24 protein-coding genes and 3 tRNA genes are annotated in these 25626 nt (G+C 62.7%); 9 read left to right on the plus strand and 18 right to left on the minus strand.

Annotated elements, in window-relative coordinates; translation table 11 throughout:
• Position 1: 1 nt before the first annotated feature.
• The 14 genes from pal to PSEEN_RS18915 all read right to left on the minus strand — a co-directional run bounded on the left by pal (position 2) and on the right by PSEEN_RS18915 (position 11130).
• Positions 2 to 499, minus strand: a complete 498-nt coding sequence (pal, locus tag PSEEN_RS18850; protein ID WP_011535152.1) for a peptidoglycan-associated lipoprotein Pal — start codon at positions 497 to 499, stop codon at positions 2 to 4.
• 53 nt (positions 500 to 552) lie between these two features.
• Positions 553 to 1803, minus strand: coding sequence for a Tol-Pal system beta propeller repeat protein TolB (tolB, locus tag PSEEN_RS18855; RefSeq protein ID WP_044488355.1), 1251 nt, complete (start codon positions 1801 to 1803; stop codon positions 553 to 555).
• A gap of 47 nt (positions 1804 to 1850) precedes the next feature.
• Positions 1851 to 2927 carry a cell envelope integrity protein TolA gene (gene tolA / locus PSEEN_RS18860; protein ID WP_011535154.1) on the minus strand — a complete coding sequence of 359 codons (1077 nt, stop codon included), beginning with the start codon at positions 2925 to 2927 and terminating at the stop codon, positions 1851 to 1853.
• Entirely contained in the window at positions 2927 to 3379 is a 453-nt protein-coding gene (gene tolR / locus PSEEN_RS18865; RefSeq protein WP_011535155.1) for a protein TolR, read from the minus strand. The genes tolA and tolR overlap by 1 nt, the downstream gene beginning before the upstream one ends.
• A gap of 14 nt (positions 3380 to 3393) precedes the next feature.
• Positions 3394 to 4089 (minus strand): protein TolQ, encoded by a 696-nt coding sequence (gene tolQ, locus PSEEN_RS18870; protein WP_011535156.1) that lies wholly within the window; start codon positions 4087 to 4089, stop codon positions 3394 to 3396.
• A 2-nt stretch (positions 4090 to 4091) separates the two neighbouring features.
• Positions 4092 to 4544, minus strand: coding sequence for a tol-pal system-associated acyl-CoA thioesterase (gene ybgC, locus PSEEN_RS18875; RefSeq protein ID WP_011535157.1), 453 nt, complete (start codon positions 4542 to 4544; stop codon positions 4092 to 4094).
• A gap of 125 nt (positions 4545 to 4669) precedes the next feature.
• Complete coding sequence (ruvB, locus tag PSEEN_RS18880) at positions 4670 to 5716, minus strand: Holliday junction branch migration DNA helicase RuvB (RefSeq protein ID WP_011535158.1); 1047 nt, start codon at positions 5714 to 5716, stop codon at positions 4670 to 4672.
• A complete protein-coding gene (ruvA, locus tag PSEEN_RS18885) occupies positions 5713 to 6330 on the minus strand; it encodes a Holliday junction branch migration protein RuvA (RefSeq protein WP_011535159.1) in 618 nt (205 codons plus the stop codon). Before ruvA ends, ruvB begins: the two co-directional genes overlap by 4 nt.
• A gap of 108 nt (positions 6331 to 6438) precedes the next feature.
• Complete coding sequence (gene ruvC, locus PSEEN_RS18890; protein ID WP_011535160.1) at positions 6439 to 6963, minus strand: crossover junction endodeoxyribonuclease RuvC; 525 nt, start codon at positions 6961 to 6963, stop codon at positions 6439 to 6441.
• Positions 6964 to 7085: 122 nt separating this feature from the next.
• Positions 7086 to 7838 carry a YebC/PmpR family DNA-binding transcriptional regulator gene (locus PSEEN_RS18895; protein WP_011535161.1) on the minus strand — a complete coding sequence of 251 codons (753 nt, stop codon included), beginning with the start codon at positions 7836 to 7838 and terminating at the stop codon, positions 7086 to 7088.
• A gap of 111 nt (positions 7839 to 7949) precedes the next feature.
• Positions 7950 to 9725 (minus strand): aspartate--tRNA ligase, encoded by a 1776-nt coding sequence (aspS, locus tag PSEEN_RS18900; protein ID WP_011535162.1) that lies wholly within the window; start codon positions 9723 to 9725, stop codon positions 7950 to 7952.
• 94 nt (positions 9726 to 9819) lie between these two features.
• The gene (locus tag PSEEN_RS18905; RefSeq protein ID WP_003254776.1) at positions 9820 to 10041 is read right to left on the minus strand and encodes an FmdB family zinc ribbon protein; all 222 of its coding nucleotides are present in this window, start codon (positions 10039 to 10041) and stop codon (positions 9820 to 9822) included.
• Positions 10042 to 10133: 92 nt separating this feature from the next.
• Complete coding sequence (locus PSEEN_RS18910) at positions 10134 to 10460, minus strand: ribbon-helix-helix domain-containing protein (protein ID WP_373694296.1); 327 nt, start codon at positions 10458 to 10460, stop codon at positions 10134 to 10136.
• 196 nt (positions 10461 to 10656) lie between these two features.
• Positions 10657 to 11130, minus strand: coding sequence for a Dps family protein (locus tag PSEEN_RS18915; RefSeq protein ID WP_011535164.1), 474 nt, complete (start codon positions 11128 to 11130; stop codon positions 10657 to 10659).
• A gap of 245 nt (positions 11131 to 11375) precedes the next feature.
• Here PSEEN_RS18915 and PSEEN_RS27130 point away from each other — a divergent pair, with 245 nt between their 5' ends.
• Positions 11376 to 11966, plus strand: coding sequence for a cold-shock protein (locus tag PSEEN_RS27130; protein WP_011535165.1), 591 nt, complete (start codon positions 11376 to 11378; stop codon positions 11964 to 11966).
• Between the two features lie 19 nt (positions 11967 to 11985).
• On the opposite strand, the gene PSEEN_RS18925 is transcribed toward PSEEN_RS27130, so the two are convergent.
• On the minus strand, positions 11986 to 12192 hold the full coding sequence (locus tag PSEEN_RS18925) for a SlyX family protein (RefSeq protein ID WP_011535166.1): 207 nt from the start codon (positions 12190 to 12192) through the stop codon (positions 11986 to 11988).
• Between the two features lie 3 nt (positions 12193 to 12195).
• Positions 12196 to 12615, minus strand: a complete 420-nt coding sequence (locus PSEEN_RS18930; protein WP_011535167.1) for an HIT family protein — start codon at positions 12613 to 12615, stop codon at positions 12196 to 12198.
• Positions 12616 to 13390: 775 nt separating this feature from the next.
• Here PSEEN_RS18930 and PSEEN_RS18935 point away from each other — a divergent pair.
• The 3 genes from PSEEN_RS18935 to PSEEN_RS18945 all read left to right on the plus strand — a co-directional run bounded on the left by PSEEN_RS18935 (position 13391) and on the right by PSEEN_RS18945 (position 17555).
• Complete coding sequence (locus PSEEN_RS18935) at positions 13391 to 14707, plus strand: OprD family porin (RefSeq protein ID WP_011535168.1); 1317 nt, start codon at positions 13391 to 13393, stop codon at positions 14705 to 14707.
• 157 nt (positions 14708 to 14864) lie between these two features.
• Entirely contained in the window at positions 14865 to 16580 is a 1716-nt protein-coding gene (locus tag PSEEN_RS18940; protein WP_011535169.1) for a proline--tRNA ligase, read from the plus strand.
• A gap of 21 nt (positions 16581 to 16601) precedes the next feature.
• A complete protein-coding gene (locus PSEEN_RS18945; protein WP_011535170.1) occupies positions 16602 to 17555 on the plus strand; it encodes a hypothetical protein in 954 nt (317 codons plus the stop codon).
• 30 nt (positions 17556 to 17585) lie between these two features.
• On the opposite strand, the gene dinB is transcribed toward PSEEN_RS18945, so the two are convergent.
• Positions 17586 to 18644: a DNA polymerase IV gene (gene dinB / locus PSEEN_RS18950; RefSeq protein ID WP_162042958.1), complete on the minus strand. Its 1059-nt coding sequence runs from the start codon at positions 18642 to 18644 to the stop codon at positions 17586 to 17588.
• Positions 18645 to 18854: 210 nt separating this feature from the next.
• Between dinB and PSEEN_RS18955 the strand changes: the two genes are divergently transcribed.
• The 5 genes from PSEEN_RS18955 (at position 18855) to PSEEN_RS18975 (ending at position 23556) form a co-directional block, all read left to right on the plus strand.
• A tRNA-Met gene (locus PSEEN_RS18955) sits at positions 18855 to 18931 on the plus strand.
• Positions 18932 to 19062: 131 nt separating this feature from the next.
• Positions 19063 to 19139, plus strand: a tRNA-Met gene (locus PSEEN_RS18960).
• A 132-nt stretch (positions 19140 to 19271) separates the two neighbouring features.
• Positions 19272 to 19348: transfer RNA gene (locus PSEEN_RS18965), tRNA-Met, on the plus strand.
• Between the two features lie 273 nt (positions 19349 to 19621).
• The gene (gene mprF / locus PSEEN_RS18970; RefSeq protein WP_011535172.1) at positions 19622 to 22264 is read left to right on the plus strand and encodes a bifunctional lysylphosphatidylglycerol flippase/synthetase MprF; all 2643 of its coding nucleotides are present in this window, start codon (positions 19622 to 19624) and stop codon (positions 22262 to 22264) included.
• A complete protein-coding gene (locus PSEEN_RS18975) occupies positions 22264 to 23556 on the plus strand; it encodes a virulence factor family protein (protein ID WP_011535173.1) in 1293 nt (430 codons plus the stop codon). The genes mprF and PSEEN_RS18975 overlap by 1 nt, the downstream gene beginning before the upstream one ends.
• 87 nt (positions 23557 to 23643) lie before the next feature.
• Here PSEEN_RS18975 and PSEEN_RS18980 read toward each other — a convergent pair whose 3' ends face one another.
• Positions 23644 to 25491, minus strand: a complete 1848-nt coding sequence (locus PSEEN_RS18980) for a potassium transporter Kup (protein ID WP_373694295.1) — start codon at positions 25489 to 25491, stop codon at positions 23644 to 23646.
• Between the last annotated feature and the right edge of the window lie 135 nt (positions 25492 to 25626).

Genomic DNA, 25626 nt, shown 5'->3' on the forward strand with positions numbered 1-25626 from the left:
CTTACTTACGCAGTTCTACGCGACGGTTTTGAGCCCAGGACTGCTCGTCGTTACCGGTAGCAACTGGACGCTCTTCGCCGTAGGAAACCAGTTCCAGCTGAGCAGGGGAAACGCCCTGCAGAACCAGGTAGCGTTGAACGGCCTTGGCACGACGCTCACCCAGAGCCATGTTGTACTCGCGGGTGCCGCGCTCGTCGGTGTTGCCTTCCAGAACAACGCGGTTGCCGTTGGACTTCAGGTCCTTGGCGTGAACGTCCAGGGAGCGCATGGCTTCTGGCTTCAGGTCCGAGCTGTCGTATTCGAAGTAGAAGGTGGTGATTGCGCGCAGGGCGGCTTCTTCGCTCAGGGAACCGTCAACAGCGCCAGTGTTGGCACCGTAGCCAGCGTTCGGATCAACAGCGCCTTCACCAGCGTTGTCACCGCCTTTCGAGGAGCAACCTACAGCTACAGCCATGGCCAGAGCCAGCGCAGCGAATTTACCAAACTTCAGCATTTCCATCGTGAAACTCCTAATGAAACCCCAGTGTGTTAAGCAAAAGTATTACGCCGCAATCAGTTCAGGTAAGGGGACCAGGACGGTTCTCTGACTTCACCTTGAGCGGTAGGAAGTGGGAGCCTCACGCGGCCATTAAGCGACACGAGCATCAAGACTCCCCGGCCCTGCTGGCGGGTGGCGTAGATTAGCATGGTGCCGTTTGGCGCAACAGTGGGAGACTCATCAAGACTGGTTTCGGTGAGAATCTTTACACTTCCGCGTTGCAAGTCCTGGGCCGCCACCTTGAAGTTGGTGAAGCCCTGCTGGCGATGGATCATCACCAGGGTCTTTTCATCCGCCGACAGTTTCGGGTTGGCGTTGTAGTTACCGACGAAAGTTACGCGCTCAGCACCGCCGCCACCAACCGACTGCTTGTAGATCTGCGGCTTGCCGCCACGGTCGGAAGTGAAGTACAGGGTGTTGCCATCCTTGCCCCAGAACGGCTCGGTGTTGATGCCCGGGCCGGCAGTGACACGGGTGATCTGGCGCGAAGCCACGTTCATCACGTAGATGTCCGGGTTACCGTCCTTCGACAGCACGAACGCCAGGCGAGTACCGTCCGGCGACCAGGCAGGGGCGCCGTTCAGGCCTTCGAAGTTGGTGATCTGCTCGCGACGACCGGTGTCGATGTGCTGGATGAAGATGCGTGGACGCTTCTGCTCGAACGAAACATAGGCGATCCGCTTGCCATCCGGCGCGAAGCGCGGCGACAGGATCGGCTCACGCGACTGCAACAGGGTCACTGCACGGGCACCGTCGTAGTCCGAACGCTGCAGGGTGTAGCGGGTGTTGTTGGTCGAGAAACGCTCGGCGGTCACATAAAGCATTCGGGTGGAGAAAGCACCCTTGATGCCGGTGAGTTTCTCGAACGACTGGTCGGCGATGTAGTGAGCCATGTCGCGCAACTGATCGACGCCACCTGCGACGCTACCGGTCAGTACTTGCTGTTCGGTGGCGACGTTGAACAGGGCGTAGCTCACCTGCAGGCGGCCACCGGATGGCACGATGCTGCCGACCATCACGTACTGCGCGCCCAGCGCTTTCCAGTCGCGGAAGATCACTTCGCTGGCCTGGGTCGGCAGGCTGATCATGTTCTGCCGCGGGATCGGCCCGTAGTAACCGGAGTTACGCAGGTCGTTGCTGATGATGTCAGCCATGTCTTCCGGCAGCACGCTGCCGCCCTGCACACCAAACGGCACTACCGCGATGGGGGTGGCCCGGTCGCTACCGCTGGTGACCAGGATGTTCTTTTCCTCTGCCATGGCCATGCCTGCCACGCAGCAGAGCAAGACCAGGAGTCCTCTCAGACGTTTAATCACAACGCTAGATCCTCAGGTGTAAATGTCATCTTGAATGAACGATACGGATTGAAATCGCTCGGCTTCAAGCCCTGCATCTCGGTCAACCGACCAATGTTCTTCACCGCGGCCACGGCCGAGCTGTCGAACGGGCCGTCGCCACTGGACTTGGCCACGCTCACATTGGTGACGGTGCCGTCCGGCAACATGTTGATCTGCAGAACTACCGTCATGCCCTTGCGCGCAGATGGCGGACGCGCCCAGCCCTCGGCCGCGCGCATGCGGATCAGGTCGTCGAAGTCGCCGGCCACCTGGTCACCCTGCTCGTCGGCCAGCGCCTGCTGCCGCTCGGTGGTGTCGGACAACAGCTCGGCCAGGGCCTGGGCTTTCTTGTCTTCCGCCGCCTTGCGGGCCGCTTCCTGTGCCTTTTTCTTCTGGGCGTCTGCAGCGGCCTTTTTCTTGGCCTCTTCAGCTGCCTTTTTCTTCGCTTCCTCGGCTGCCGCTTTCTTCTTGGCGTCCTCGGCGGCTTTTTTCTTCGCGTCTTCGGCGGCTTTCTTCTTCGCCTCTTCCGCAGCCTCTTTCTTGGCTTCCTCTTCGGCCTGTTTCTTGGCCTCTTCCTCAGCCTTCTTCTTGGCGATGTCGGCCTGCTGCTTTTCAGCTGCCTTCTTCGCTTCTTCGGCTTTCTTCGCCTCGGCGGCTTTCTTCTGTTCGGTAGCCTTGGCGGCTTCCTCAGCTTTCTTCGCTTCGGCGGCCTCGCGGGCTTCCTCAGCTTTTTGAGCGGCGTCGGCTTTCTTTTGTTCCGCGGCCTTCACGGCCTCCTGCTCGATCTTCTTCTGCTCCAGCTGCTCGACCTCGGTCTGGCGCGAAGCGGTTTTCTTCGCTTCCCCGGCAATCTTCTGATTGGTCTGGGTGGTCGCCTGGCTCTTCGACTTGAGCTGATAGAGCGTGGCCTGGACGATAGGCTTGGAAGGCGGCAGCTCGGGCGTCATGGCAAAGCTGACGAACAGCATGCCGAACACCAGCACGTGCAGGCCAATGGCCCAGACACTGGGCCAGAAGTAGCTTTCCGAGGCGGATGGCTCTCGCTGCTGCATCAGGGCGCCTCGGTAATCAGGCCAACGTTACCGACACCGGCCTTCTGCAACCCGCCCATGGCGCCCATGACCGCGCCATAGTCGACAGCCTTGTCGCCACGAATGAAGACCTGGGTCTGTTTGCCCTGATCACGACCGGCGGCGATGATCTTGGTGACCGCACCGGTCATTTCCGGCAAGGTCATGGCCTTATCCATCTGCTTGTCGGTGTCGACTTCGCTACCGAGGTTCCAGTAGTAAGTCTTGTCGGCCTTGATCGAGATAGTCAGAACCTGGACGTTGTTGTCCTGCGGCAGGGCTTCGCTGGAAACCTTGGGCAGGTCCACCTTCACGCCCTGGTTGAGCATGGGGGCGGTCACCATGAAGATGACCAGCAGCACCAACATCACATCGATGTAGGGCACCACGTTCATCTCGGCGACCGGCTTGCGTTTGTGGCGAACTCGGGCCATGGGTTTCTACCTGATCACTCTTCGCTGGTGTGTACTTTACGGTGCAGGATCGCCTGGAACTCATCGGCGAAGGTGTAGTAGCGGCCGATCAGTACTTCACTGCGCGCGGCAAAGCGGTTGTAGGCGATGACCGCCGGAATCGCGGCGAACAGGCCGATCGCGGTGGCAACCAGGGCCTCGGCAATGCCGGGGGCGACAGTGGCCAGCGTGGCCTGCTGGGCGCTGGCCAGGCCGCGGAAGGAGTTCATGATGCCCCAGACGGTACCGAACAGGCCGATGTACGGGCTGGTGGAGCCGACGGTGGCGAGGAACGGCAGGCTCTGCTCGAGCTTTTCTTCCTCACGGGAGATGGCGACGCGCATGGCACGGCCAACACCTTCCATCACCGCGTCCGGGTCGACACCTGGTTGCTGGCGCAAGCGCGAGAACTCCTTGAAACCGGCACGGAACACCTGCTCGACGCCCGAGTCCGGGTCCGGGTTGCTGCCCGCCTGGCGATACAGCTTCGACAGGTCGATGCCCGACCAGAAGCGCTCTTCAAAGGCGTCCAGCGCACGACGACCGGCGCGCAGCATGGTGCTGCGCTGGAAGATCATGATCCAGGACGTTACCGAGGCGGCCACCAGGGTGAGCATTACCAGCTGAACCACGACACTGGCATTGGCGACCAGGCTCCACATGGAGGTATGGTCGACGACGTTTGCTTCCACGCTTATTCTCCTGCGTTGGATTGAGTACCCGCACCCTCCGCCAGGAACGCGTCGCGCAGCGCTGGGGGAATGGCCCGGGGTTTGAAGGTGTCGGCACGCACGGCGGCCACCAGGAACTGCCCTTCGCAGAGCAGCGTTGCATCTTTTTCCCGCCAGACCTGCTGCACGAAGCGCAGGCTGGCGCGATTCAATTCAAGTACTTGCGCGGTTACCCGCAGTTCATCGTCCAGCCGCGCCGGCGCGTGGTAGCGCGCTTCGCTGGAATGGACCACGAACAAGAGGTTCTCACCGGCCAACTGCGCCTGGGAGAAGCCCAGATGACGCAGACGCTCGGTGCGCGCACGCTCCATGAACTTGAGGTAGTTGACGTAATACACCACGCCACCCGCGTCGGTATCCTCGTAATAGACGCGACAGCGGTGTGCGAACGGTTCCAGCCCATTTTGCGCGCGCATACTCTAGTGCTTACTCCTGTGCTTGCCAATCCGCCCCGGCAACTGTTTTTGCATCAACAATGTCGTATTGCCAGCGAGCGTATGGCATGCCAGCGGTAGGACCATGAAAATCCCGATTCGATCTGTCATTCGTCGTCCTGGGCGGCATATTCGCCACCTTCGCAGAAGCGCCCGGGGATATTCAGGCCGAAATGCAGGTAGGCATGCCGGGTGACCACGCGGCCCCGCGGGGTGCGCATGATATAGCCCTGCTGGATCAAATAAGGCTCGAGCACGTCCTCGATGGTGTGGCGCTCTTCGCCGATCGCTGCGGCAATGTTGTCGAGCCCCACCGGCCCACCATCGAACTTCTCGATCATGGTCAGCAGCAGACGCCGGTCGGAGTGATCGAAGCCACGCTCGTCGACATCCAGCAGGTTCAGCGCCATGTCGGCGACCGCCTTGGTGATCTCGCCCTTGCCACGCACCTCGGCGAAGTCGCGCACCCGCCGCAGCAGGCGATTGGCGATCCGTGGCGTGCCCCGCGCCCGGCGGGCGATCTCGAAGGCGCCCTTGTCGTCCATCGGCAGCCCGAGAATACCGGCCGAACGGCTGACGATGGTGGCCAGGTCCTTGTTGCTGTAGAACTCCAGGCGCTGGACGATACCGAAGCGGTCGCGCAGCGGGTTGGTCAGCATGCCGGCACGGGTGGTGGCACCGACCAGGGTGAACGGCGGCAGGTCGAGCTTGATCGAGCGCGCAGCCGGGCCCTCGCCGATCATGATGTCCAGCTGGAAGTCCTCCATCGCCGGATAGAGCACCTCCTCCACCACCGGCGACAACCGGTGGATCTCGTCAATGAACAGCACGTCATGGGGCTCGAGGTTGGTCAGCATCGCCGCCAGGTCGCCCGGGCGCTCGAGGATCGGGCCCGAGGTGCTCTTGACCGACACACCCATCTCCTGGGCGATGATGTTGGCCAGGGTTGTCTTGCCCAAGCCTGGCGGGCCGAAGATCAGGGTATGGTCGAGCGACTCATTGCGCCCGCGCGCGGCCTGGATGAACAGTGCCATCTGCTCGCGCACCACCGGCTGGCCGATGTACTCGTCCAGGCGCAGCGGGCGGATCGCGCGGTCCTGGACTTCTTCACGGTCGCGGCCACTGGCGGCGATCAGGCGGTCGGTTTCGATCACTTGGCAATCATCCCTTTAAGGCTGCGACGGATCAGCTCCTCGCTGCTCAGCCCAGCCTTGTCCTTGATCGCGGCAATCGCCTTGCTCGCCTCCTGTGGTTTGTAGCCCAGGGAGACCAGGGCGCTGACCGCATCAGCCTCGGCCGAGGACTCGCTGGCCACCGGCAAGGGACCGTCGGAGACCAAGGTGAACATCGCCGGGGAGGTTTCCCATGCCTTGAAGCGGTCCTTGAGTTCGACCAGCAGGCGCTCGGCGGTTTTCTTGCCGACACCGGGCACACGCACCAGTACCGAGGCGTCCTGGGCCTGCACGCAGCGCACCAGTTCGTCCACTTCGAGGCCGGACATCAGCGCCAGCGCCAGCTTCGGCCCCACGCCATTCAGGCGAATCAGCTCGCGAAACAGCTCGCGCTCACGCTTTTCCGCGAAACCATAGAGCAGGTGGGCGTCTTCACGCACCACCAGGTGAGTGTGCACGGTCACTGGCTCGCCGACCTTCGGCAGGCGGTACAGGGTGGTCATCGGCACTTCCAGCTCGTAGCCCACGCCGTTCACGTCGATAATCAGGTGCGGCGGCTGTTTTTCCGCCAGGGTGCCGCGCAAACGTCCAATCACGTTCCGATCCTTCCTCTCGGGCGCCGGTCGAAAACCGGTCCACCCTATCAGCAAATGCGCCGGGTGAGCGTGCCACCCGGACAAAATGTGTATCAGCGCATGAAGCGGTTACAGACGCAAGCGCCCGCCGCGCCGCCGTGCCGTGGCCAGCCCATGGGGAATCAGGCTGGAACGGGTGTGGGCATGGCACAAGGCGATGGCCAGGGCGTCGGAGGCATCGATCTGCGGCTTTTGTGTCAGCTTGAGCAGGTGCATCACCATCATCATCACCTGCTCCTTGTTGGCGCCACCGGTGCCGGCCACGGCCTGCTTGACCTGGCTGGCGCTATATTCGGCGATTTCCAGGCCGGCCTCGGCGGCAGCCACGATCGCCGCGCCGCGGGCCTGGCCAAGCTTGAGCGCCGAATCGGCGTTGCGCGCCATGAACACCCGCTCGATGCCCATGGTCACGGGCCCGTGCTGGCGGATGATTTCGCTCACGCCGCGAAAGACGATCTGCAGGCGCTCGTGCAGCTCACCACCGCCGGTGCGGATACAGCCCGAGGCCACGTACTCGCAACCACGGGCGGTCTGGCGAACAACACCAAAGCCGGTGATGCGCGAGCCGGGGTCGATACCAAGAATCAGAGTCATAACGCCTACGGACTTATGAAAATTTGCCGTCCCAATCGCGTGACAAGCCCGCTCCCACAGGTGCGACACAGGCTACCGGTGGGAGCGGGCTTGCCCCGCGATCGAACCGCTTTCAGAGGTTATCAGCCAAGCGTTTCCATGATCTCGTCCGAGATCTGCGCATTGGAGTAGACGTTCTGCACGTCATCCAGGTCCTCGAGCATGTCGATCAGCTTGAGCACCTTTTCGGCGCCCTCCTGATCCAGCTCGGCGCTGGTGGTCGGCTGCATCACGATCTCGGCGTCCGAGGCCTTGAAACCGCCCTCTTCCAACGCGTTGCGCACCGCATAGAAGCTGCTGAACGAGGTGAACACATCGAACGAGCCGTCTTCATTGTTGACCACGTCGTCGGCACCCGCCTCCAGGGCCGCCTCCATCAAGGCGTCTTCCTCCACCTTCAATTCGGCGGCGAAGCTGATCTGCCCCTTGCGCTCGAACAGGTAGGCCACCGAACCGTCGGTACCCAGGTTGCCGCCGCACTTGGTAAAGGCATGACGAACGGCGGCCGCGGTGCGGTTGCGGTTGTCGGTCATGGCCTCGACCATGATCGCCACGCCGCCCGGGCCGTAACCTTCGTAGCTCAGCTCTTCGACGTTGTCGCTTTCATTGGTGCCAGCACCGCGGGCCACCGCGCGGTCGATGATGTCGCGGCTCATGTTGGCACCCAGCGCCTTGTCCAGGGCCAGGCGCAGGCGCGGGTTGGAGGCCGGATCTGGGCCGCCCTGCTTGGCGGCGACGGTCAGCTCGCGGATCCACTTGGTGAAGACCTTGCCTCTCTTGGCATCCTGGCGTTCTTTGCGGTGCTTGATGTTCGCCCACTTGGAATGACCGGCCATAACGACTCCAAATCCTTGTAACAGAAACAGGTTCCGCCCCGAAGGGCGGAACGCGAAGAATCCTGCGCATCAAGCGCGGGGGCGCCCCACTGCAAGGGGCGCCCCGGCCGATCACTCGACCTTGGTCTGCTCGCGCAGACGGATGTGCAGCTCGCGCAGGGCCTTGGCGTCGACCAGGCCAGGAGCCTGGGTCATGACGCACGCGGCGCTCTGGGTTTTCGGGAAGGCAATCACTTCACGGATCGACTGGGCGCCGGTCATCAGCATGACCAGGCGGTCCAGGCCGAAGGCCAGGCCACCGTGGGGTGGTGCGCCGAACTTCAGGGCGTCGAGCAGGAAGCCGAACTTCTCTTCCTGTTCCGCAGCCTCGATGCCCAGCAGGCGGAAGACCGCTTGCTGCATCTCTTTGCGGTGAATACGGATCGAGCCGCCACCCAGCTCGGTGCCGTTGAGCACCATGTCGTAGGCACGGGACAGCGCGGTGGCCGGGTTGGCCTCGAGCTCTTCCGGGGTGCACTTGGGTGCGGTGAACGGGTGGTGCAGCGCGGTGAAGCTGCCGTCTTCGTTTTCTTCGAACATCGGGAAGTCGACGACCCACATCGGCGCCCACTCGCAGGTCAGCAGCTCGAAATCGTGACCCAGGCGGATGCGCAGCGCGCCCAGGGCCTCGCTGACGACCTTGAACTTGTCGGCACCGAAGAACACGATGTCGCCGTCGACCGCGCCAACGCGATCCAGGATGTTGTTGAGGTTGGCTTCCGGGATGTTCTTGACGATCGGCGACTGCAGGCCTTCGACACCCTTGGCGCGCTCGTTGACCTTGATATAGGCCAGGCCCTTGGCACCGTAGATGCCGACGAACTTGGTGTACTCGTCGATCTTGCTGCGCGGCATGCTGGCGCCGCCTGGCAGGCGCAGGGCGGTGACGCGGCACTTAGGATCGTTGGCGGGGCCGGCGAAGACCTTGAAGTCGACGTCTTTCAGCTGGTCGGCGACATCCACCAGTTCCAGCGGGTTACGCAGGTCTGGCTTGTCGGAACCGTAGCGGCGCATGGCTTCTTCGAAGGTCATGTGCGGGAACTCACCGAACTCCAGGTCCAGCACTTCCTTGAACAGCTTGCGGATCATGCTTTCGGTCAGGCCCATGATCTCGGACTCATCGAGGAAGCTGGTCTCGATGTCGATCTGGGTGAATTCCGGCTGACGGTCGGCGCGCAGGTCTTCGTCGCGGAAGCATTTGGCGATCTGGTAGTAGCGGTCGAAGCCGGCCACCATCAGCAGTTGTTTGAACAGCTGCGGCGACTGCGGCAGGGCGAAGAAGCTGCCGGCGTGGGTGCGGCTCGGTACCAGGTAGTCGCGCGCGCCTTCAGGAGTGGCACGGGTGAGGATCGGCGTCTCGACGTCGAGGAAGCCGTTCTCGTCGAGGAAGCGACGGATGCTGCTGGTGATGCGCGAACGCAGGCGCAGCTTGTCGGCCATTTCCGGGCGACGCAGGTCGATGAAGCGATAACGCAGGCGGGTTTCCTCGCCAACGTCGGAGTATTCGTTCAGCGGGAACGGCGGGGTTTCCGCTTCGTTGAGCACGTTCAGCTGATAGCCGAGGATCTCGATGGCACCGGAAGCCATGTTGGTGTTCACAGCGCCTTCAGGGCGCTTGCGTACCTTGCCGGTGATCTGTACGACGTATTCGCTGCGCACGCGGTCGGCGGCGGCGAAGGTTTCGGCGCGATCCGGGTCGAACACGACCTGGGCCATGCCTTCGCGGTCACGGATGTCGAGGAAGATCACCCCGCCGTGGTCGCGGCGACGATGGACCCAGCCGCAAAGGGTGACTTCCTGGCCGTCCAGGCTCTCGTTCAGTTGGCCGCAATAATGGCTGCGCATCATGATGGTGGTTTCGCTTCTCGTGATTCGTGTGTTCGGTGGAGGTCTTGGCCGCCCAAGGGGCTAATACTGCAAGACCTGGCGGGTGCAATTCAACTCAGTCGGCCTTGTCGCCGCCTGCCAGATTCTTCTTCGCCCCTGTCTTGAAGTCGGTCTCGTACCAGCCGTTGCCGCTCAGGCGAAAGCCGGGGACCGACAGCAGCTTCTTCAATGCCGGCGCCTGGCATGCCGGGCAATCGGTCAACGGCGCGGCGCTGATCTTCTGCAGCACCTCCATCCGGTGCTCGCAGGATGCACATTGATAGTCGTAAAGGGGCATGGTGTCTCTCGTCAACCACATCGCAGGCTGCCCAGGGCAGCAAAGAGCGGGATTATATATGGTTAAGCAGAGCCGTGCAGCCCGCCTGGCGATCAGTGCGTATCCGGAGCCTCCTGCAACCAGGTCACGCAGATGACGCGAACCAGCCCGCTGAAATTCCGCACCCCGCCGTGGCGCAGGTGCACCTCACGGTCTACATAGGAGAGCACCGTGCTGACCGAACAGCGGTTGGCCGCCGCGATCCGCTCCAGGATCCGCCAATACACGGCCTCAAGCCGCAGGCAGGTGGCAAAGCCGTTGAGCCGCACCGAGCGCGAGACCGGCCCGGCCTGGGCCATGTCGAAATCTGCCTTGAACGGATCGATACAGGGTCGCCCCGAGCCCCTCCCCTGCCTCGAACCTTCACCCATACCGCACATCAGATTGCCCATCGCTTCGCTCCATCGTCACGAAATCACGCCCTGTCGCTCATGCGACAGGGCTCCATTGCGTGCCAATGAAACGCGTTCACACCCCTGCGTAGCAGCGGCAAAGCCTTCCCCGTAAAAGAATGGGCCCGACACCTGGAAAGATGCCGGGCCCGTTTTCAGCGGCCTTGCCAGACGTGAGCGACGATCACTTGCCGTCGAGCAACACGCGTAACATCCAGGCCGTCTTTTCATGCACCTGCATGCGCTGGGTGAGCAGATCTGCGGTCGGCTCGTCGCTGACCTTGTCCACCACTGGGAAAATGCTTCGCGCGGTGCGTACCACCGCCTCCTGCCCCTGGACCAGCTGGCGGATCATCTCGTCGGCCGGCGGCACGCCTTCTTCTTCCTTGATCGAGGAGTGACGGGCGTAGAAGGCATAGGAACCGGGTGCCGGGAAGCCGAGGGCACGAATACGCTCGGCGATGGAGTCGACGGCCAGGGCCAGTTCGTTGTACTGCTCCTCGAACATCAGGTGCAGGGTACGAAACGCTGGGCCGGTAACGTTCCAGTGGAAGTTGTGGGTTTTCAGATACAACACATACGTGTCCGACAGCAGCCGGGACAGCCCTTCGACGATGGACTTGCGATCTTCTTCACTGATACCGATATCGATTGCCATGAAGTTCCCCTTTCCATAAGGCTTGATTGATCAAGCGGGCCCCGGAACTGTACCAAGAGATGCGCACCAGCGCCTCACGGTTTGAGAAGCCTGCGCCTTTGCTGTTAAATAGGCAGGGTGCCACCCGTGCGGATTGTCAATGCCGGGTGCATAGGCTGGCCCGCCACGTTTTCGCGCCTACACCACACGCGCACCGTGCAGCCAGCTCATCCTGTGATCGGCCTTATCAATGTGAGCCAAACCAAATGTTCAAGATCGTCCATCTGGTGACGGGCGTGGCTGCCTTGCTGCTATCGCTCATACCCAGCCTCAGAACCGACGCGACACCCTTCCTGCAACAACCCGAAGCCGTGTATCTGGCGCTGCTCGGCCTGCTCAACCTGGTCATCGCACCGGCGCTGCCGCTGTACTACAAGGGCATGCGCCAGCAACTGCAACTGGCCACCAGCGTCCTGCTGGTAGCAGCGGTCATCCTGCAGACCATCACCCTGCTGGCCCGCCCAGAGCTTGGCAACCTGCCAGCCCTGGCCTGCGCCATGCTCGCCACCGCGCTGCACCTGGCCGCAGGCTTTGCCCGCAGCGTGCGCAAGCCCCGCAGCCAGGGCACCCCCCTGGAGGCTGGCAAGCGCGATACCGGCACCGTGAAGTGGTTCAACACCTCGAAGGGCTTCGGCTTCATCTCCCGCGACTCGGGCGATGACATCTTCGTGCACTTTCGCGCCATCCGTGGCGAAGGCCACCGCGTACTGGTCGAAGGCCAGCGCGTGGAGTTCTCGGTGATGCACCGCGACAAGGGCCTGCAAGCCGAAGACGTGGTCGCAGTCTCGCGCCGCTGACCACGCACCTCCACCGCCCTCAGTAATGGGGCGGTGGAGGCTCCTCTCCGCCGCCAGCGTACTGGCCGACCATTTCTTCGTAGCGCTTGATCAGCTCGGCCACCTGCAACTGCAGGCGCTCGATCACGCGACTCTGCTCCACCACCTCGTCATTGAGTGCCTGGATGGTGTCATCCTGGAACGCCTGGCGGGTTTCCAGTTCGACGATACGCATTTCCAGCGACATTGCTCAGACCTCCTTGAAGCTATCGCCGAGCAACGCGCTCACCCGCTGGCGAATGCCTTCCACCTGTTCCGGCGCGTAGTCGACGGCCGGCACCCTGCCCCATACCGGCGCGGGCCAGGCTGCATCACCATGACGGCGAACGATGACATGCATGTGCAATTGGCTGACCACGTTGCCCAGCGTCGCGACGTTCATCTTGTCGGCGGCGAACGCATCTTTCAGGGCCTCGGCCAGGGCGGTGGTCTCCTCCCACAGCTGGCGCTGGTCAGCCTCGTCGAGCTCGAACAGCTCGCTGACATCGGCGCGGCGCGGCACCAGGATGAACCAAGGGTAGTTGGCATCATTGCTCAGCAGCAGGCGGCACAGCGGCAAATCGCCCAGCACCAGGGAATCCTGCTGCAGGCGCGAATCGAGGGTGAACACGGCAAACCTCCTTAACAAGGCGAATCGGCCCACAACAGCCGGTGGACACGGACGCGCAAGGATACCTTGCTTCCCCCGTCGCCACACAGAAGAACGCCAACGTGGCGCGGTCGTGCACGATTCTGGAGCGCCCAGCACTAGGCCAATGCACAACAGCGGTAACACTTCGCTACTTTTCGCACCAGAATGAGGCTGCCTTTCTCGCCCCCACCACACATTCGTCACATAAAACAGGCAGGATCAACAGTTGTCGGTAACACCTTGACTTTGAAGGCAGCTTTGCCGCCGAGCCAAGCGCGTTTCGCAGAAACGCCAGCAGGCAGGAAATCTCCCGTGTTTGCGGAGGTTTCAGCCATGCCCGCAAGGCAAATGTGAAAATTTCATCAACCGTTCGTAATTTTGAGCACGCTTGTTGCATTCACTCGACGCCAAGTCGGCACGACACCTGCATTGCCGGTGTACGCGACAAATAACAACAGCGGGTTTGGAATTACCAGGGAGTTTCACAAGCCATACTTTGTGTTTACACATTAATGACAGCTTGGAAACAGCGCTGGCGTTGTACGCCCCCTTAAACCGGGACGTGATTTGCGACAGGGACATAACCATGAGCGACAAGGCCATAAAGTTACCGAAAGGTTGATTACAGCCATATCGCCAAGAATAGTCAGCGTGATATACATTTTCGCCGACATAACAAGAAAGAGCTGCCCCCCATAACTAGAACACCCGGGCGCAGCGGTACTCTTCCTAAAAACCAAAGGAGCAAATCACGATGCGCGTGATGAAGTGGAGCATGATCGCCCTGGCCGTAGCGGCAGGGACCTCGCAGTTGGCTGTCGCCTCTTCGCAGGATGAATCCAAGGGCTTCGTCGAAGACAGCAAGCTGAACGTCAAGACCCGGATGCTGTATTTCAGCCGTGACTTCCGCAACGCCCCGGCTGGCACCAAGAGCCGCGCCGAAGAAACCGGCCTCGGTTTCCACGGCACCTTTGAGTCCGGCTTCACCCAAGGCACCGTTGGCGTCGGCGCCGACGCCATTGGCCTGCTCGGCGTCAAACTCGACAGCGGCAAAGGCCGCGCGGGCACCGGCCTGTTCCCCACCGGCTCCGACGGCCGCTCGGAAGACGATTACTCGAAAGGCTACGGCGCAGTCAAATTCCGCATTTCGGACACTGTCCTGAAATATGGCGGCCAGTACACCGCGATGCCGGTGTTCGCCACCGACGACAGCCGCCTGCTGCCAGAAGTTGCCGAAGGTTTCCTGCTGACCAGCAAGGAAATCAAGGGCCTCGAACTGAACGCCGGCCACTTCACCCGCCTCGACGCCCAGGCTGCCAGCTACAAAGACAGCATCGGCGGCCTCACCAGGGATCGCCAGAAACGCCCTGGCCTGACCGAGGCAAACGTCTTTGGCGGCACCTATGCCATCACTGATGGCCTGAGCACCAGCCTGTACTACTCGCGCATCGAAGATCACTTCCGCAAGTGGTACGGCAACGTGAACTGGGCACTGCCGATCAGCGACAAGCAAGGCCTGGTGTTCGACTTCAACATCTATGACACCAAGTCCATCGGTGAAAACCGCACGGGCGCCGCTGTCGCCAAAGCCGATGGCACCAACGAACTCGACAACATTGCAGCCAGCCTCTCGGCCGCCTACAACATTGGCGCCCACACCTTCACCCTGGCCTACCAAAAAATCAGCGGTGACGGCGACTACGCCTATGGCGTCGACGGCGGCGGCACCGTGTTCCTGGCCAACTCCATCGCCCGCTCCGACTTCAACGCCGAAGACGAGAAGTCCTGGCAGGTCCGCTACGACCTGAACTTCGCCGAATACGGCGTCCCAGGCCTGACCTTCATGACCCGTTACGCCCGCGGTACCGGCGCCACGACCGAGACCACCGACAACGGCAAGGAATGGGAACGCGACATCGACGTCAAGTACGTCCTGCAAAGCGGCCCGGCCAAGGACCTGAGCCTGCGCGTGCGCCAGGCCACCTACCGCTCCTCCGATGGCGTCTACTACGGCTCCAACTCGATCGACGAACTGCGTCTGATCGTCGAGTACCCGCTGAGCATCCTGTAAGCCTTTGCTTGCAATGCTTCGCGAATGAAGAAGCCCGGCCATCGCCGGGCTTTTTCTTGGCTGACAGAACCGCACAACTGCTGCATTCTGTACGCTTTCGTTTCGCCCCCGTACAATGCGGGGTCATTTCACATTCAGGCAATCGACACGGCTCACCATGCGCACCAGTCAATATTTGCTCGCGACACAAAAGGAAACCCCGGCAGATGCAGTGGTCATCAGCCACCAGCTCATGCTGCGCGCCGGCATGATCCGCAAGCTGGCCTCCGGCCTGTACACCTGGCTGCCGATGGGCCTGCGGGTCATGCGCAAGGTCGAAGCCGTGGTCCGCGAGGAAATGAACGCCGCCGGCGCCCTCGAAGTGCTGATGCCTAGCATCCAGCCTGCGGAGCTGTGGCAGGAATCCGGCCGCTGGGAACAGTACGGCCCCGAGCTGCTGCGCCTGAAGGACCGCCACGACCGCGACTTCTGTGTCGGCCCCACGCACGAAGAGGTCATCACCGACCTCGCGCGCAACGAGCTGTCCAGCTATAAACAGCTGCCGCTGAACATGTACCAGATCCAGACCAAGTTCCGTGACGAGATTCGTCCGCGCTTCGGCCTGATGCGCGGCCGCGAGTTCATCATGAAGGACGCCTACTCCTTCCATGCCGACCAGGCTTCCCTGCAGGAAACCTACGACCGCATGCACCAGGCATACAGCAACATCTTTACCCGCCTGGGCCTGGATTTCCGCCCCGTGCAGGCCGACACCGGCTCCATCGGTGGCAGCTACTCCCACGAATTCCACGTGCTCGCCTCCTCCGGCGAGGACGACGTGATCTTCAGCGACAGCTCCGACTACGCCGCCAACATCGAGAAGGCCGAGGCCATTCCGCGGGAAACCGTGCGCCCTGCCCCGACCGAAGAGCTGCGCCTGGTCGACACCCCGAACGCCAAGACCATCGCCGAACTGGTGGAAAACTTCGGCCTGGCGATCGAGAAGACCGTCAAGACCCTGATCGTGCACGGCGCCGAGGAAGGCAAACTGGTCGCCCTGATCGTCCGTGGCGACCACGAGCTCAACGAAATCAAGGCCGCCAAGCTGGAACAGGTCGCCGACCCGCTGGTCATGGCTTCCGACACTGAACTGCGCGCCGCCATCGGCGCCGGTGCTGGCTCCCTCGGCCCACTGAACCTGCCGCTGGAATGCATCATCGACCGTTCGGTCGCCCTGATGAGCGACTTCGGCATTGGCGCCAACATCGACGACAAGCACTACTTCGGCGTGAACTGGGAGCGCGACCTGCCGGTTCCACAGGTTGCCGACCTGCGCAACGTGGTCGAAGGCGACCCGAGCCCGGATGGCCAGGGCACCCTGGTAATCAAGCGCGGCATCGAAGTCGGCCACATCTTCCAGCTCGGCACCAAGTACAGCGAGGCGCTGAAGTGCCAGGTACTGGGTGAGAATGGCAAGCCGGTCGTGCTGTCGATGGGCTGCTACGGCATCGGCGTGTCCCGCGTGGTCGCCGCCGCCATCGAGCAGAGCTACGACGACAAAGGCATCATCTGGAACGACGCCCTGGCACCCTTCCAGATCGCCCTGGTGCCGCTGCGCTACGAAACCGATGTGGTACGCGAGGCCACCGACAAGCTGTACGCCGAGCTGACCGCCGCCGGCTTCGAAGTGCTGCTGGACGACCGCGACAAGAAGACCAGCCCCGGCATCAAGTTCGCCGACATGGAACTGATCGGTATCCCACACCGCATCGTCGTCAGTGACCGCGGCCTGGCCGACGGCAATCTGGAATACAAGCACCGCACCGAATCGGAAGCCCAGGCGCTGCCGCTCAATGAAGTGCTGACCTTCCTGCAGGCCCGCATCCGTCGCTGATCAACCGTTGCGCGAGTGAACATGTCCAAGCGAAGTACCTACACCCTGGGGGGCGCCGCACTGTGCGGCGCCCTGCTCCTCGGCGGCTGCGCCAACCAGATGTCCCAACGCAGCGACCACGAGGAGCGTGTCGAGCGCAAACTGCTCGAACACAGCCTGCAAATCGATGTCGGTGAGCCCAAGGTGATGGAGCTACCGCAGCGGCGTGTGCGCATTCACGAACAGAAGCGCTTCGAGGTCACCGAGTACGAAGTGACCCGCCGTTACGACCGCTACACGCCCTACCAGCCCTGGCGGGAGATCTATGAGATCCCGCTGGGCGCGGTGGCGGTGGTTGCCGGCATCGGCGCCAACGTGGTCAACGTGTTTGCCCTGGGCAACCTGCCGGACAGCGTCACCCATGACTGGCTGAGCTATGGCGTGGCCGGGGTCAACCCGTTCATGAACGCACCTTCCAACGGCCGCGCCCAGCAGAACCTGGCAGGCATCAGCGAAGTCGAGAAAGGCAAACGCGAGGAACTGGTCAACCTGCCCTGGAGCGAGCGCCTGGTCGAAGTGAAGGCCGGCAAGCTGAGCCATGAGCTGACCACCGACAGGAACGGCGTGCTGCGCCTGAACCTGCTGGACAGCCCGTTCTCCGAGCAGAACCTCAACCACATCGGCACCCTGCACCTGCAGGTGGTCGACGAAGAAAACAGCGTGCGCGGCGATGCCAGCCTGCTGGTCAGCGGCAATCTGCGCAACAAGCTGCTCGAAGCCCACGACCTGATCTTCGACGACCTGGAGGACGACGATGTCGGCCAATGGGTTCATCGGGTCAAGCGCCTTTCGGAGCTGGGCCTGGAAGAAGAGGCCAGCGAGCTGGAGCAGAGCCTGATCGAGCTGACCCGCAACGATCCGGAGCTGCAACAGGAATTCGTGCAATCCCTGACCAAGGCGACCGGGCGATTGGTTGCCGATCCAGGCGTGCAGTAATACGAGAGGGGTTGCTTTGCAGCCCCTCTTCTATATGTCTCCAAACAACTCCAACTGCTCATGCGCCCCGCGCAGGTCGCGCAACCGCACCCCTACCCCCAACAACCGCACCGGCTTGCCACCACGTGCAAACGCCTGGCTGAGCAACTGCCGGTAACTCTCCAGATCCCTTCCCGCCCCCGCCTGCTCCATCGTGGTCTGGCTGAAATCATGGAACTTGACCTTGACGAAGGGCTTGTCGGGCCGATAGCTGCTATCCATTCGCGCAATTCGTTCATTCAGACTGGATAGCAGTTCCGGCAGTTTCTCGAGGCAACTGTTCAGGTCGGGCAGGTCGTGATCGTAGGTATTCTCGACACTGACCGATTGCCGCCGGCTGTCATTCTGCACCGCACGTTCGTCGATGCCTCGCGCCAGCCCCCACAACCGTTCACCGAAACTGCCGAACTCGCGAACCAGCGCCAGCCTCGGCCAATCGCGCAACGCGTGACAGGTGTCGATCCCCAGCCGCGCGAGCTTGTCTGCCGTCACCTTGCCAACCCCATGCAGTCGCGCTACCGGCAATTGCGCGACGAACTCCTCGACCTGATCCGGGGTAATGACGAACAGGCCGTTGGGCTTGCGCCAGTCACTGGCGATCTTGGCCAGGAACTTGTTCGGCGCCACACCGGCAGAAACCGTGATGTGCAGTTGCTGGGCCACCCGTCGACGGATGTCTTCGGCAATACGCGTGGCGCTGCCGGCGAACCACTGGCTGTCAGTGACATCCAGATAGGCTTCGTCCAATGACAAAGGCTCGATCAGATCGGTGTAATCCCGGAAAATCGTGTGAATGTCCCGCGAGGCTTCGCGGTAGGCCTCGAATCGCGGCTTGACGATCTCCAGGTCCGGGCACAGTTTCAAGGCATGCCCGGAGGCCATCGCAGACCGCACGCCATAGGCACGCGCTTCGTAGTTGCAGGTAGCAATCACACCGCGCTGCCCCGGCTGCCCTCCCACCGCCATCGGCCGACCGGCCAGGCGCGGGTCGTCACGCATTTCGATGGCGGCGTAAAAACAGTCACAGTCGATATGAATGATCTTGCGCAGGGACATGGACGACAGCCAGTACTGTAAATTCATACAGATGTTACCCCAGCGCCACCCCACGAGACAGCCCGCAAGCGACAATCGGCCTGAAAGCCCCGCCCAGCCTGGCCCGCAGGCCTATTCATCACGCTAAGGGTTTGAACGAAAAAGGTTTTTTTGAAACTAATACTTGACACAGGGAAACAAATCCGTAGAATTCGATCTCACAGGCGCGGGATGGAGCAGCCTGGTAGCTCGTCGGGCTCATAACCCGAAGGTCGTCGGTTCAAATCCGGCTCCCGCAACCAGATTCAAGAAAAGGCCACTGTTTCGACAGTGGCCTTTTTTATTGCCACTCGAAAGACTTACGAAAAGTCCTGTCGAATCAACAATTAAGGTTTGACATCTCTTCGAAAGCCCGTAGAATGCGCACCTCTGACGCGGGATGGAGCAGCCTGGTAGCTCGTCGGGCTCATAACCCGAAGGTCGTCGGTTCAAATCCGGCTCCCGCAACCAGATTCAGAAAAAAGGCCACTGTTTCGACAGTGGACTTTTTTATTGCGAGTCGGAAGACTTACGAAAAATCTTGTCGAATCAATAATTAAGGTTTGACATCCCATCGAAAGCCCGTAGAATTCGCACCTCTGACGCGGGATGGAGCAGCCTGGTAGCTCGTCGGGCTCATAACCCGAAGGTCGTCGGTTCAAATCCGGCTCCCGCAACCATATTCGTCAGAACAAGCCCCGCCTATCGAAAGATAGCGCGGGGCTTGTTGCATCTGCCCCATCCTCTTCTCCTCGCGCTGCGCAAGCGCTATCTTCGCCAGCCCCAGCTCGCATGGCGTTGCGCCACCTTCCGCGCAGCTGAATGAACTATCTTTAACTATCCTGAAACAGATTAACGACCCGGCCCGGAGTAATATCTGGACACGTTTTCCAAAGGGACTTTCACTTGGCCGTACCTTGCCCGTACCTCGCGCTGACCGCTCGGGGTAATCCATGACCGCCCCCACTCCCGATACCCAGGCACCGCTGACCGCAGCCTTGCCCACAGCCGCCCATCGCCTGCCCTGGCTGGAACGCCTGAGCAAGTATCGCCAGCCCCTGGGGCTGGCGGTGACCCTGCTGTTGTTCGCCATGGGCCTGATCGCTTGCCGTCACCTGCTGAGCGAGCTGGACATCTATGCGCTGCACGACGCCATGCTCAGCGTACCGACCCATTCGCTGCTCGGGGCACTGCTGGCCACACTGGTCGGTTTTGTGATCCTGCTGGGTTATGAATGGTCCGCCAGCCGTTATGCCGCCGTGCAACTGCCGGCCCGCACGCTGGTGCTGGGCGGCTTCAGCGCCTTCGCCATCGGCAATGCCATTGGCCTGTCGATGCTCTCGGGCGGCTCGGTGCGCTACCGCTTGTATGCCCGCCAAGGGTTGGGCGCCGCCGAAGTCGCCCGCATGACCGTGTTTGCCAGCCTGTCGCTGGGTTGCGCCTTGCCTCCCCTCGCGGCGTTGGCCACCTTGAGCGACCTGTCGGCGGCGGCTACCGCATTGCGCCTGCCCGCCCCCTTGCTCGCTGGCATCGCCGTGGCCGTCCTGGTTGCAACCGCAGCCCTGGTCATCGGGCTGTATCGCCGTCGGCTGCCCGAGCAGCCTTTGGCGCACAGCCTGCTGGTGCAGTTCGGTCGCCGCACGCTGCGCCTGCCCAATGGCCGCCTGGCCGCCCTGCAACTGCTGATCACCGCACTGGATGTCGCCGCCGCGGCCACCGTGCTGTACATGCTGCTGCCGGAAGCACCGCCCTTCGGCGCTTTCGTGCTGGTCTACCTGCTCGCGCTCGCAGCCGGTGTGCTCAGTCACGTGCCGGGTGGCGTCGGGGTGTTCGAGGCAATCCTGCTGGCCGCCTTCGCCAACCAATTGGGGGCGGCGCCGCTCGCCGCGGCATTGCTGCTGTATCGACTGATCTATGTGGTGCTGCCGCTGCTGGCTGCCTGCGTGCTGTTGCTGGCCAACGAGGCGCGCCGCCTGCTGTTCGCCCAGCAAGCCATCCGCGCCGCCTCCGGGTTGGCGGCCCCGGTGCTGGCGATCCTGGTGTTCCTCTCCGGCGTGGTGCTGCTGTTCTCAGGCGCCACTCCCGAGATCGACAGCCGCCTGGAACACATGGGTTTCCTCATTCCACACCGCCTGATCGACGCCTCGCACTTCGGCGCCAGCCTGATCGGGGTACTCTGCCTGCTGCTGGCCCAAGGCCTGCGCCGGCGCCTGTCGGCGGCCTGGCTGCTGACCACCGTGTTGCTGCTGGTCGGCGCGGTGCTGTCGCTGCTCAAGGGTTTCGACTGGGAAGAAGCCTCGCTGATGTGCTTCACCGCCGCCCTGCTGGCCCTGTTCCGTCGCTCGTTCTACCGCCCCAGCCGCCTGCTGGAGCTGCCTTTCTCGCCGGTGTACCTGGTGGCCAGCGCCTGCGTGGTCGGGGCTTCGGTGTGGCTGCTGCTGTTCGCCTATCAGGACGTGCCCTACACCCACAAGCTGTGGTGGCAGTTCACCCTGGACGCCGATGCACCGCGCGGCCTGCGCGCCGCGCTGGGCAGCGCCGTGCTGCTGGTGATCGTCTCGCTCACCTGGCTGCTGCGCACTGCCCGACCGGTGATCCACCTGCCCAACGACGAAGAGCTGCAGCGGGCCAACCGTGTGCTGCTGGCCTCCGACCAACCCGACGGCGGCCTGGCCCTGACCGGCGACAAGGCGCTGCTGTTCCACCCCAGCGACAATGCCTTCCTCATGTACGCCCGCCGTGGCCGCAGCCTGGTGGCGCTGTACGACCCGATCGGCCCGGCCCAGGAACGCGCCGAGATGATCTGGCAGTTCCGCGACCTGTGCGACCTGCATCATGCCCGCCCGGTGTTCTACCAGGTACGCGCGGAGAACCTGCCCTTCTACATGGACATCGGCCTGACCGCGATCAAGCTGGGCGAGGAGGCACGGGTCGACCTGCGCCGCTTCGACATCGACGCCAAGGGCAAGGAGATGAAGGACCTGCGCTACACCTGGAACCGTGGTGGCCGCGACGGCCTGAGCCTGGAGATCCACGAACCCGGCCATGCACCGCTGGCGGAGCTCAAGGAAATCTCCGATGCCTGGCTCACCGGCAAGAATGTGCGTGAAAAGGGCTTCTCCCTCGGCCGCTTCAGCCCTGAGTACCTGCAGCACTTCCGCATCGCGCTGATCCGCTTCCAGGGCCGCCCGGTGGCCTTCGCCAACTTGCTGGAAACCCACAGCAACGAGCTGGCCAGCCTGGACCTGATGCGCGCCCATCCTGAAGCGCCGAAGCTGACCATGGAATTCATGATGGTCGGCCTGATCCTTCACTACAAGAGCCATGACTATGGCCGATTCAGCCTGGGGATGGTCCCCCTCTCCGGCTTGCAGCCGCGCCGTGGCGCACCCTTGACCCAGCGCCTGGGCTCGATGGTGTTCCAGCGTGGCGAGCAGCTCTACAACTTCCAGGGCCTGCGGCGCTTCAAGGACAAGTTCCAGCCGGACTGGGAACCCCGTTACATGGCAGTGCCGGCCGGGCTGGACCCGCTGGTGGCACTGGCCGATACCGCCGCCCTGATCGCTGGTGGCCTGACTGGATTGGTGAAACGTTGATGATCCGACGCTATTGGTTGTATGTACTGATTCCCCTGGTCCTGGCCGTCCTGGCCGGTGGCACGGCCTTCTGGCTGTGGACCCGCCCAGCGCCCGAGGTTCGCCTGGAACAGCTGACCTTGAAGGACGGCAGCAGCCTGACCCGTGCCACACCCGGTGTGCATGCCAAGGCCCGGGTCGCCATCGGCGTGCCCCAGGAGCAGGCCCTGAGCGACAAACAGCTGCTCGACCTGAGCCAGGCTGGTGAAGCCCAGCTGGTGCAGGTGATCCTGCCACCGGCCGACTGCGCCAAGCAGCAGGCCGCCATGGACGAGGCCATCGGCCAACTGGCCGACAAGCCCACTTTGGTCGCCGGTATCGGCCCAGGCGCCGCCCAGGCCTGGCGTTGGCTGGCTGCGCAGAACGACGACAAGGCCCGCGCCATCTCGGTGGACTTCACCGTCGAGCAGCCGGGTTGCCAGGCCGCCCTGCCCAAATCCGCCGCCCATGGCCACTGGAACGTCGCCTGGAACGACAACCCGGACGATGCCAGCGCCGCCTTCGTACGTGACCAGGCCAACGCCGAAACCAGTATCGCCGACTACGACATCCACCTGCCGCAGGTGCTCAAGGCCCAGCTGACCCAAGCCCTGGTCGGCCAGGACGGCAATGCCCTGGCAATTCCAGTGGTGGAAGTTCCGGCCGGCCAGACCACCGACACCGTGACCCTGTTCCTCTCCGGCGACGGCGGCTGGCGCGATCTGGACCGCGACGTGGCCGGCGAGATGGCCAAGCTCGGCTTCCCGGTGGTGGGCATCGACACCCTGCGTTACTACTGGCAGCACAAGACCCCGGAACAGAGCGCCGCCGACCTGTCCGAGCTGATGCAGCACTACCGCCAGAAATGGGGCACCAAGCGCTTCGTGCTGACCGGCTACTCGTTCGGTGCCGACGTGCTGCCGGCCATCTACAACCGCCTCTCCGCAGAAGACCAGAAGCGTATCGACGCCGTGATCCTGCTGGCCTTCGCCCGTAGCGGCAGCTTCGAGATCGAAGTCGAGGGCTGGCTGGGCAAGGAAGGCCAGGAAGCCCCGACCGGGCCGGAAATGGCCAAGCTGCCCGCCTCGAAGGTGGTGTGCATCTACGGTGTGGAAGAGACCGACGAAAGCGGCTGCACCGACAAGACTGCGGTGGGCGAGCGCATGAAGCTGCCAGGTGGCCATCACTTCGACGAGAACTATCCGGCACTGGCCAAGCGCCTGATCGACGAGATCGAGACACGCCAGGGGAAGTCCAGCGTCGCTGAGAAATGACATGAAAAAAGGGGCCGCATCTGCGGCCCCTTTTTTATGCCCTGCTAGCCCGGCTCCCGTAGGAGCCGGCTTGCCGGCGAACCGATCTCAAATTTCGACCTGGGTCCCCAATTCGATCACCCGGTTCAACGGCAGGTTGAAGAACCTCAGGTTACCGTTGGCATTCTTCAGCAGGAACGCGAACAGATTCCCCCGCCACCGCGACATCCCTTCAAGACGCGATGCGATCACCGTCTCGCGGCTGAGGAAGTAGGTGGTGCGCATCGGGCTGAAGTCCAGATCGTCCAGGTGGCACAGCTTCAGCGCCGCCGGCACGTCCGGCTCGTCCATGAAGCCAAAGTGCAACAGCACTCGGAAGAACCCATCACCATAGGCTTCGACCTCGAACCGCTCATGCTCTGGCACCCGCGGCCGATCCTCGCTGACCACCGTCAGCAGCACCACCTGGCTGTGCAGCACCTGGTTATGCAGCATGTTGTGCAGCAGCGCGTGAGGCACCGCATCGGCCCGAGCAGTGAGGAACACGGCCGTCCCCTCGACCCGGTGCGGCGGCTGCACCCGGATGCTGCTGATAAAGACCGGCAGCGGCAAAGCCCCTTCGTCGATACGGTCGACGAGAATCTGCTTGCCCCGCTTCCAGGTACTCATCAGCACGAACAGCACGATCCCCGCCAAGACAGGGAAGGCACCGCCCTGGACGATCTTCGGCACGTTGGCGGCGAAGAACAGCCCGTCGACCAGCAGGAAGCCCACCAGCAGCGGCACCGCCAGCACCGGTGGCCACTTCCACAGCAGCAGCATGACCGCCGACACCAGGATCGTGGTCATCAGCATGGTCCCGGTCACCGCCACGCCATAGGCGGCGGCCAGGGCGCCGGAGGACTCGAAACCGATCACCAGCAGCACCACGCCGACCATCAGCGTCCAGTTCACCGCGCCGATGTAGATCTGCCCCTGCTCGTCGCTGGAGGTGTGCTGGATTTGCATGCGTGGCACATAACCCAGCTGGATGGCTTGACGGGTCAGGGAGAAGGCTCCGGAAATCACGGCTTGCGAGGCGATTACCGTGGCCATGGTGGCTAGGCCGACCAGCGGCAGCAAGGCCCAGCCCGGCGCCAGCAGGTAGAACGGGTTGCGCGCGGCCTCCGGGTTCTGCAGCAGGATCGCGCCCTGACCAAAGTAGTTGAGCACCAGGGCCGGCAGCACCAGGGCAAACCAGGCGCGGGCGATTGGCTTGCGACCGAAATGCCCCATGTCGGCGTACAGCGCCTCGGCACCGGTCAGCGCCAGCACCACCGCGCCAAGAATGGCCACGCCCATGCCAGGGTGGACAATGAAGAAATTCAGCGCCCAGCCTGGGTTGAAGGCCTTGAGCACTTCCGGGCTCTGCGAGATGCCATGCACGCCCAGCGCCCCCAGCACCACGAACCAGGTGACCATGATCGGGCCGAACAGCTTGCCGATCTTCTCGGTGCCATGTTTTTGCACCAGGAACAACGCCACCAGCACCACCAGCGAGATCGGCACCACCCAATGGTCGATACCCTCGAAGGCCAGGCCCATGCCCTCCACCGCCGACAGCACCGACACCGCCGGCGTGATCATGCTGTCGCCATAGAACAACGAAGCGCCGACCAGGCCGCAGCCGACCATCAGCGCCCGCAGCTTCGGATACTCCGCCGTGGCCCGCCGCGCCAGCGCGGTGAGGGCCATGGTGCCGCCCTCACCCTGGTTGTCGGCACGCAGGATGAACATCACGTACTTGAACGACACCACCCACAGCAGCGACCACAGGATCAACGACAGGATCCCCAGCACCCCGTCGTGGTTGACCTGCACGCCATAGCCACCGGTAAAGACCTCTTTGAGGGTGTACAGCGGGCTGGTGCCGATATCGCCATAGACCACCCCGACTGCCGCCACGAGCAGGCCCATCGACCGCGCCGCCCCCTGCTTGCCTTCGTGCCCGCCCTCGGCGTGACTGCTTGCCTGAACCATCGACCACTCCCGAGAAGGCCCTAACCGACCAATAGAATCCTCACCCACGCCAGGGCATGCCAGACACCCGGA

This window comes from Pseudomonas entomophila L48, from assembly GCF_000026105.1.
GTDB classification, from domain to species: Bacteria; Pseudomonadota; Gammaproteobacteria; order Pseudomonadales; family Pseudomonadaceae; genus Aquipseudomonas; species Aquipseudomonas entomophila.

Bases quoted from the DNA above. Each gene is read 5' to 3' on its own strand.
- PSEEN_RS18925 (WP_011535166.1), bottom strand. From the start codon at position 12,192: ATGTCGCTGGAAATGCGTATCGTCGAACTGGAAACCCGCCAGGCGTTC.
- tolA (WP_011535154.1), bottom strand. From the start codon at position 2,927: ATGCAGCAGCGAGAGCCATCCGCCTCGGAAAGCTACTTCTGGCCCAGT.
- ruvC (WP_011535160.1), bottom strand. From the start codon at position 6,963: ATGACTCTGATTCTTGGTATCGACCCCGGCTCGCGCATCACCGGCTTT.
- PSEEN_RS18980 (WP_373694295.1), bottom strand. From the start codon at position 25,491: ATGGGCCTGCTCGTGGCGGCAGTCGGGGTGGTCTATGGCGATATCGGC.
- PSEEN_RS18940 (WP_011535169.1), top strand. From the start codon at position 14,865: ATGCGCACCAGTCAATATTTGCTCGCGACACAAAAGGAAACCCCGGCA.
- PSEEN_RS18975 (WP_011535173.1), top strand. From the start codon at position 22,264: ATGATCCGACGCTATTGGTTGTATGTACTGATTCCCCTGGTCCTGGCC.
- PSEEN_RS18915 (WP_011535164.1), bottom strand. From the start codon at position 11,130: ATGGCAATCGATATCGGTATCAGTGAAGAAGATCGCAAGTCCATCGTC.
- PSEEN_RS18905 (WP_003254776.1), bottom strand. From the start codon at position 10,041: ATGCCCCTTTACGACTATCAATGTGCATCCTGCGAGCACCGGATGGAG.
- tolR (WP_011535155.1), bottom strand. From the start codon at position 3,379: ATGGCCCGAGTTCGCCACAAACGCAAGCCGGTCGCCGAGATGAACGTG.
- ybgC (WP_011535157.1), bottom strand. From the start codon at position 4,544: ATGCGCGCGCAAAATGGGCTGGAACCGTTCGCACACCGCTGTCGCGTC.
- tolB (WP_044488355.1), bottom strand. From the start codon at position 1,803: ATGGCCATGGCAGAGGAAAAGAACATCCTGGTCACCAGCGGTAGCGAC.
- PSEEN_RS18935 (WP_011535168.1), top strand. From the start codon at position 13,391: ATGCGCGTGATGAAGTGGAGCATGATCGCCCTGGCCGTAGCGGCAGGG.
- aspS (WP_011535162.1), bottom strand. From the start codon at position 9,725: ATGATGCGCAGCCATTATTGCGGCCAACTGAACGAGAGCCTGGACGGC.
- PSEEN_RS18910 (WP_373694296.1), bottom strand. From the start codon at position 10,460: ATGTGCGGTATGGGTGAAGGTTCGAGGCAGGGGAGGGGCTCGGGGCGA.
- PSEEN_RS18945 (WP_011535170.1), top strand. From the start codon at position 16,602: ATGTCCAAGCGAAGTACCTACACCCTGGGGGGCGCCGCACTGTGCGGC.
- pal (WP_011535152.1), bottom strand. From the start codon at position 499: ATGGAAATGCTGAAGTTTGGTAAATTCGCTGCGCTGGCTCTGGCCATG.
- mprF (WP_011535172.1), top strand. From the start codon at position 19,622: ATGACCGCCCCCACTCCCGATACCCAGGCACCGCTGACCGCAGCCTTG.
- PSEEN_RS27130 (WP_011535165.1), top strand. From the start codon at position 11,376: ATGTTCAAGATCGTCCATCTGGTGACGGGCGTGGCTGCCTTGCTGCTA.
- PSEEN_RS18895 (WP_011535161.1), bottom strand. From the start codon at position 7,838: ATGGCCGGTCATTCCAAGTGGGCGAACATCAAGCACCGCAAAGAACGC.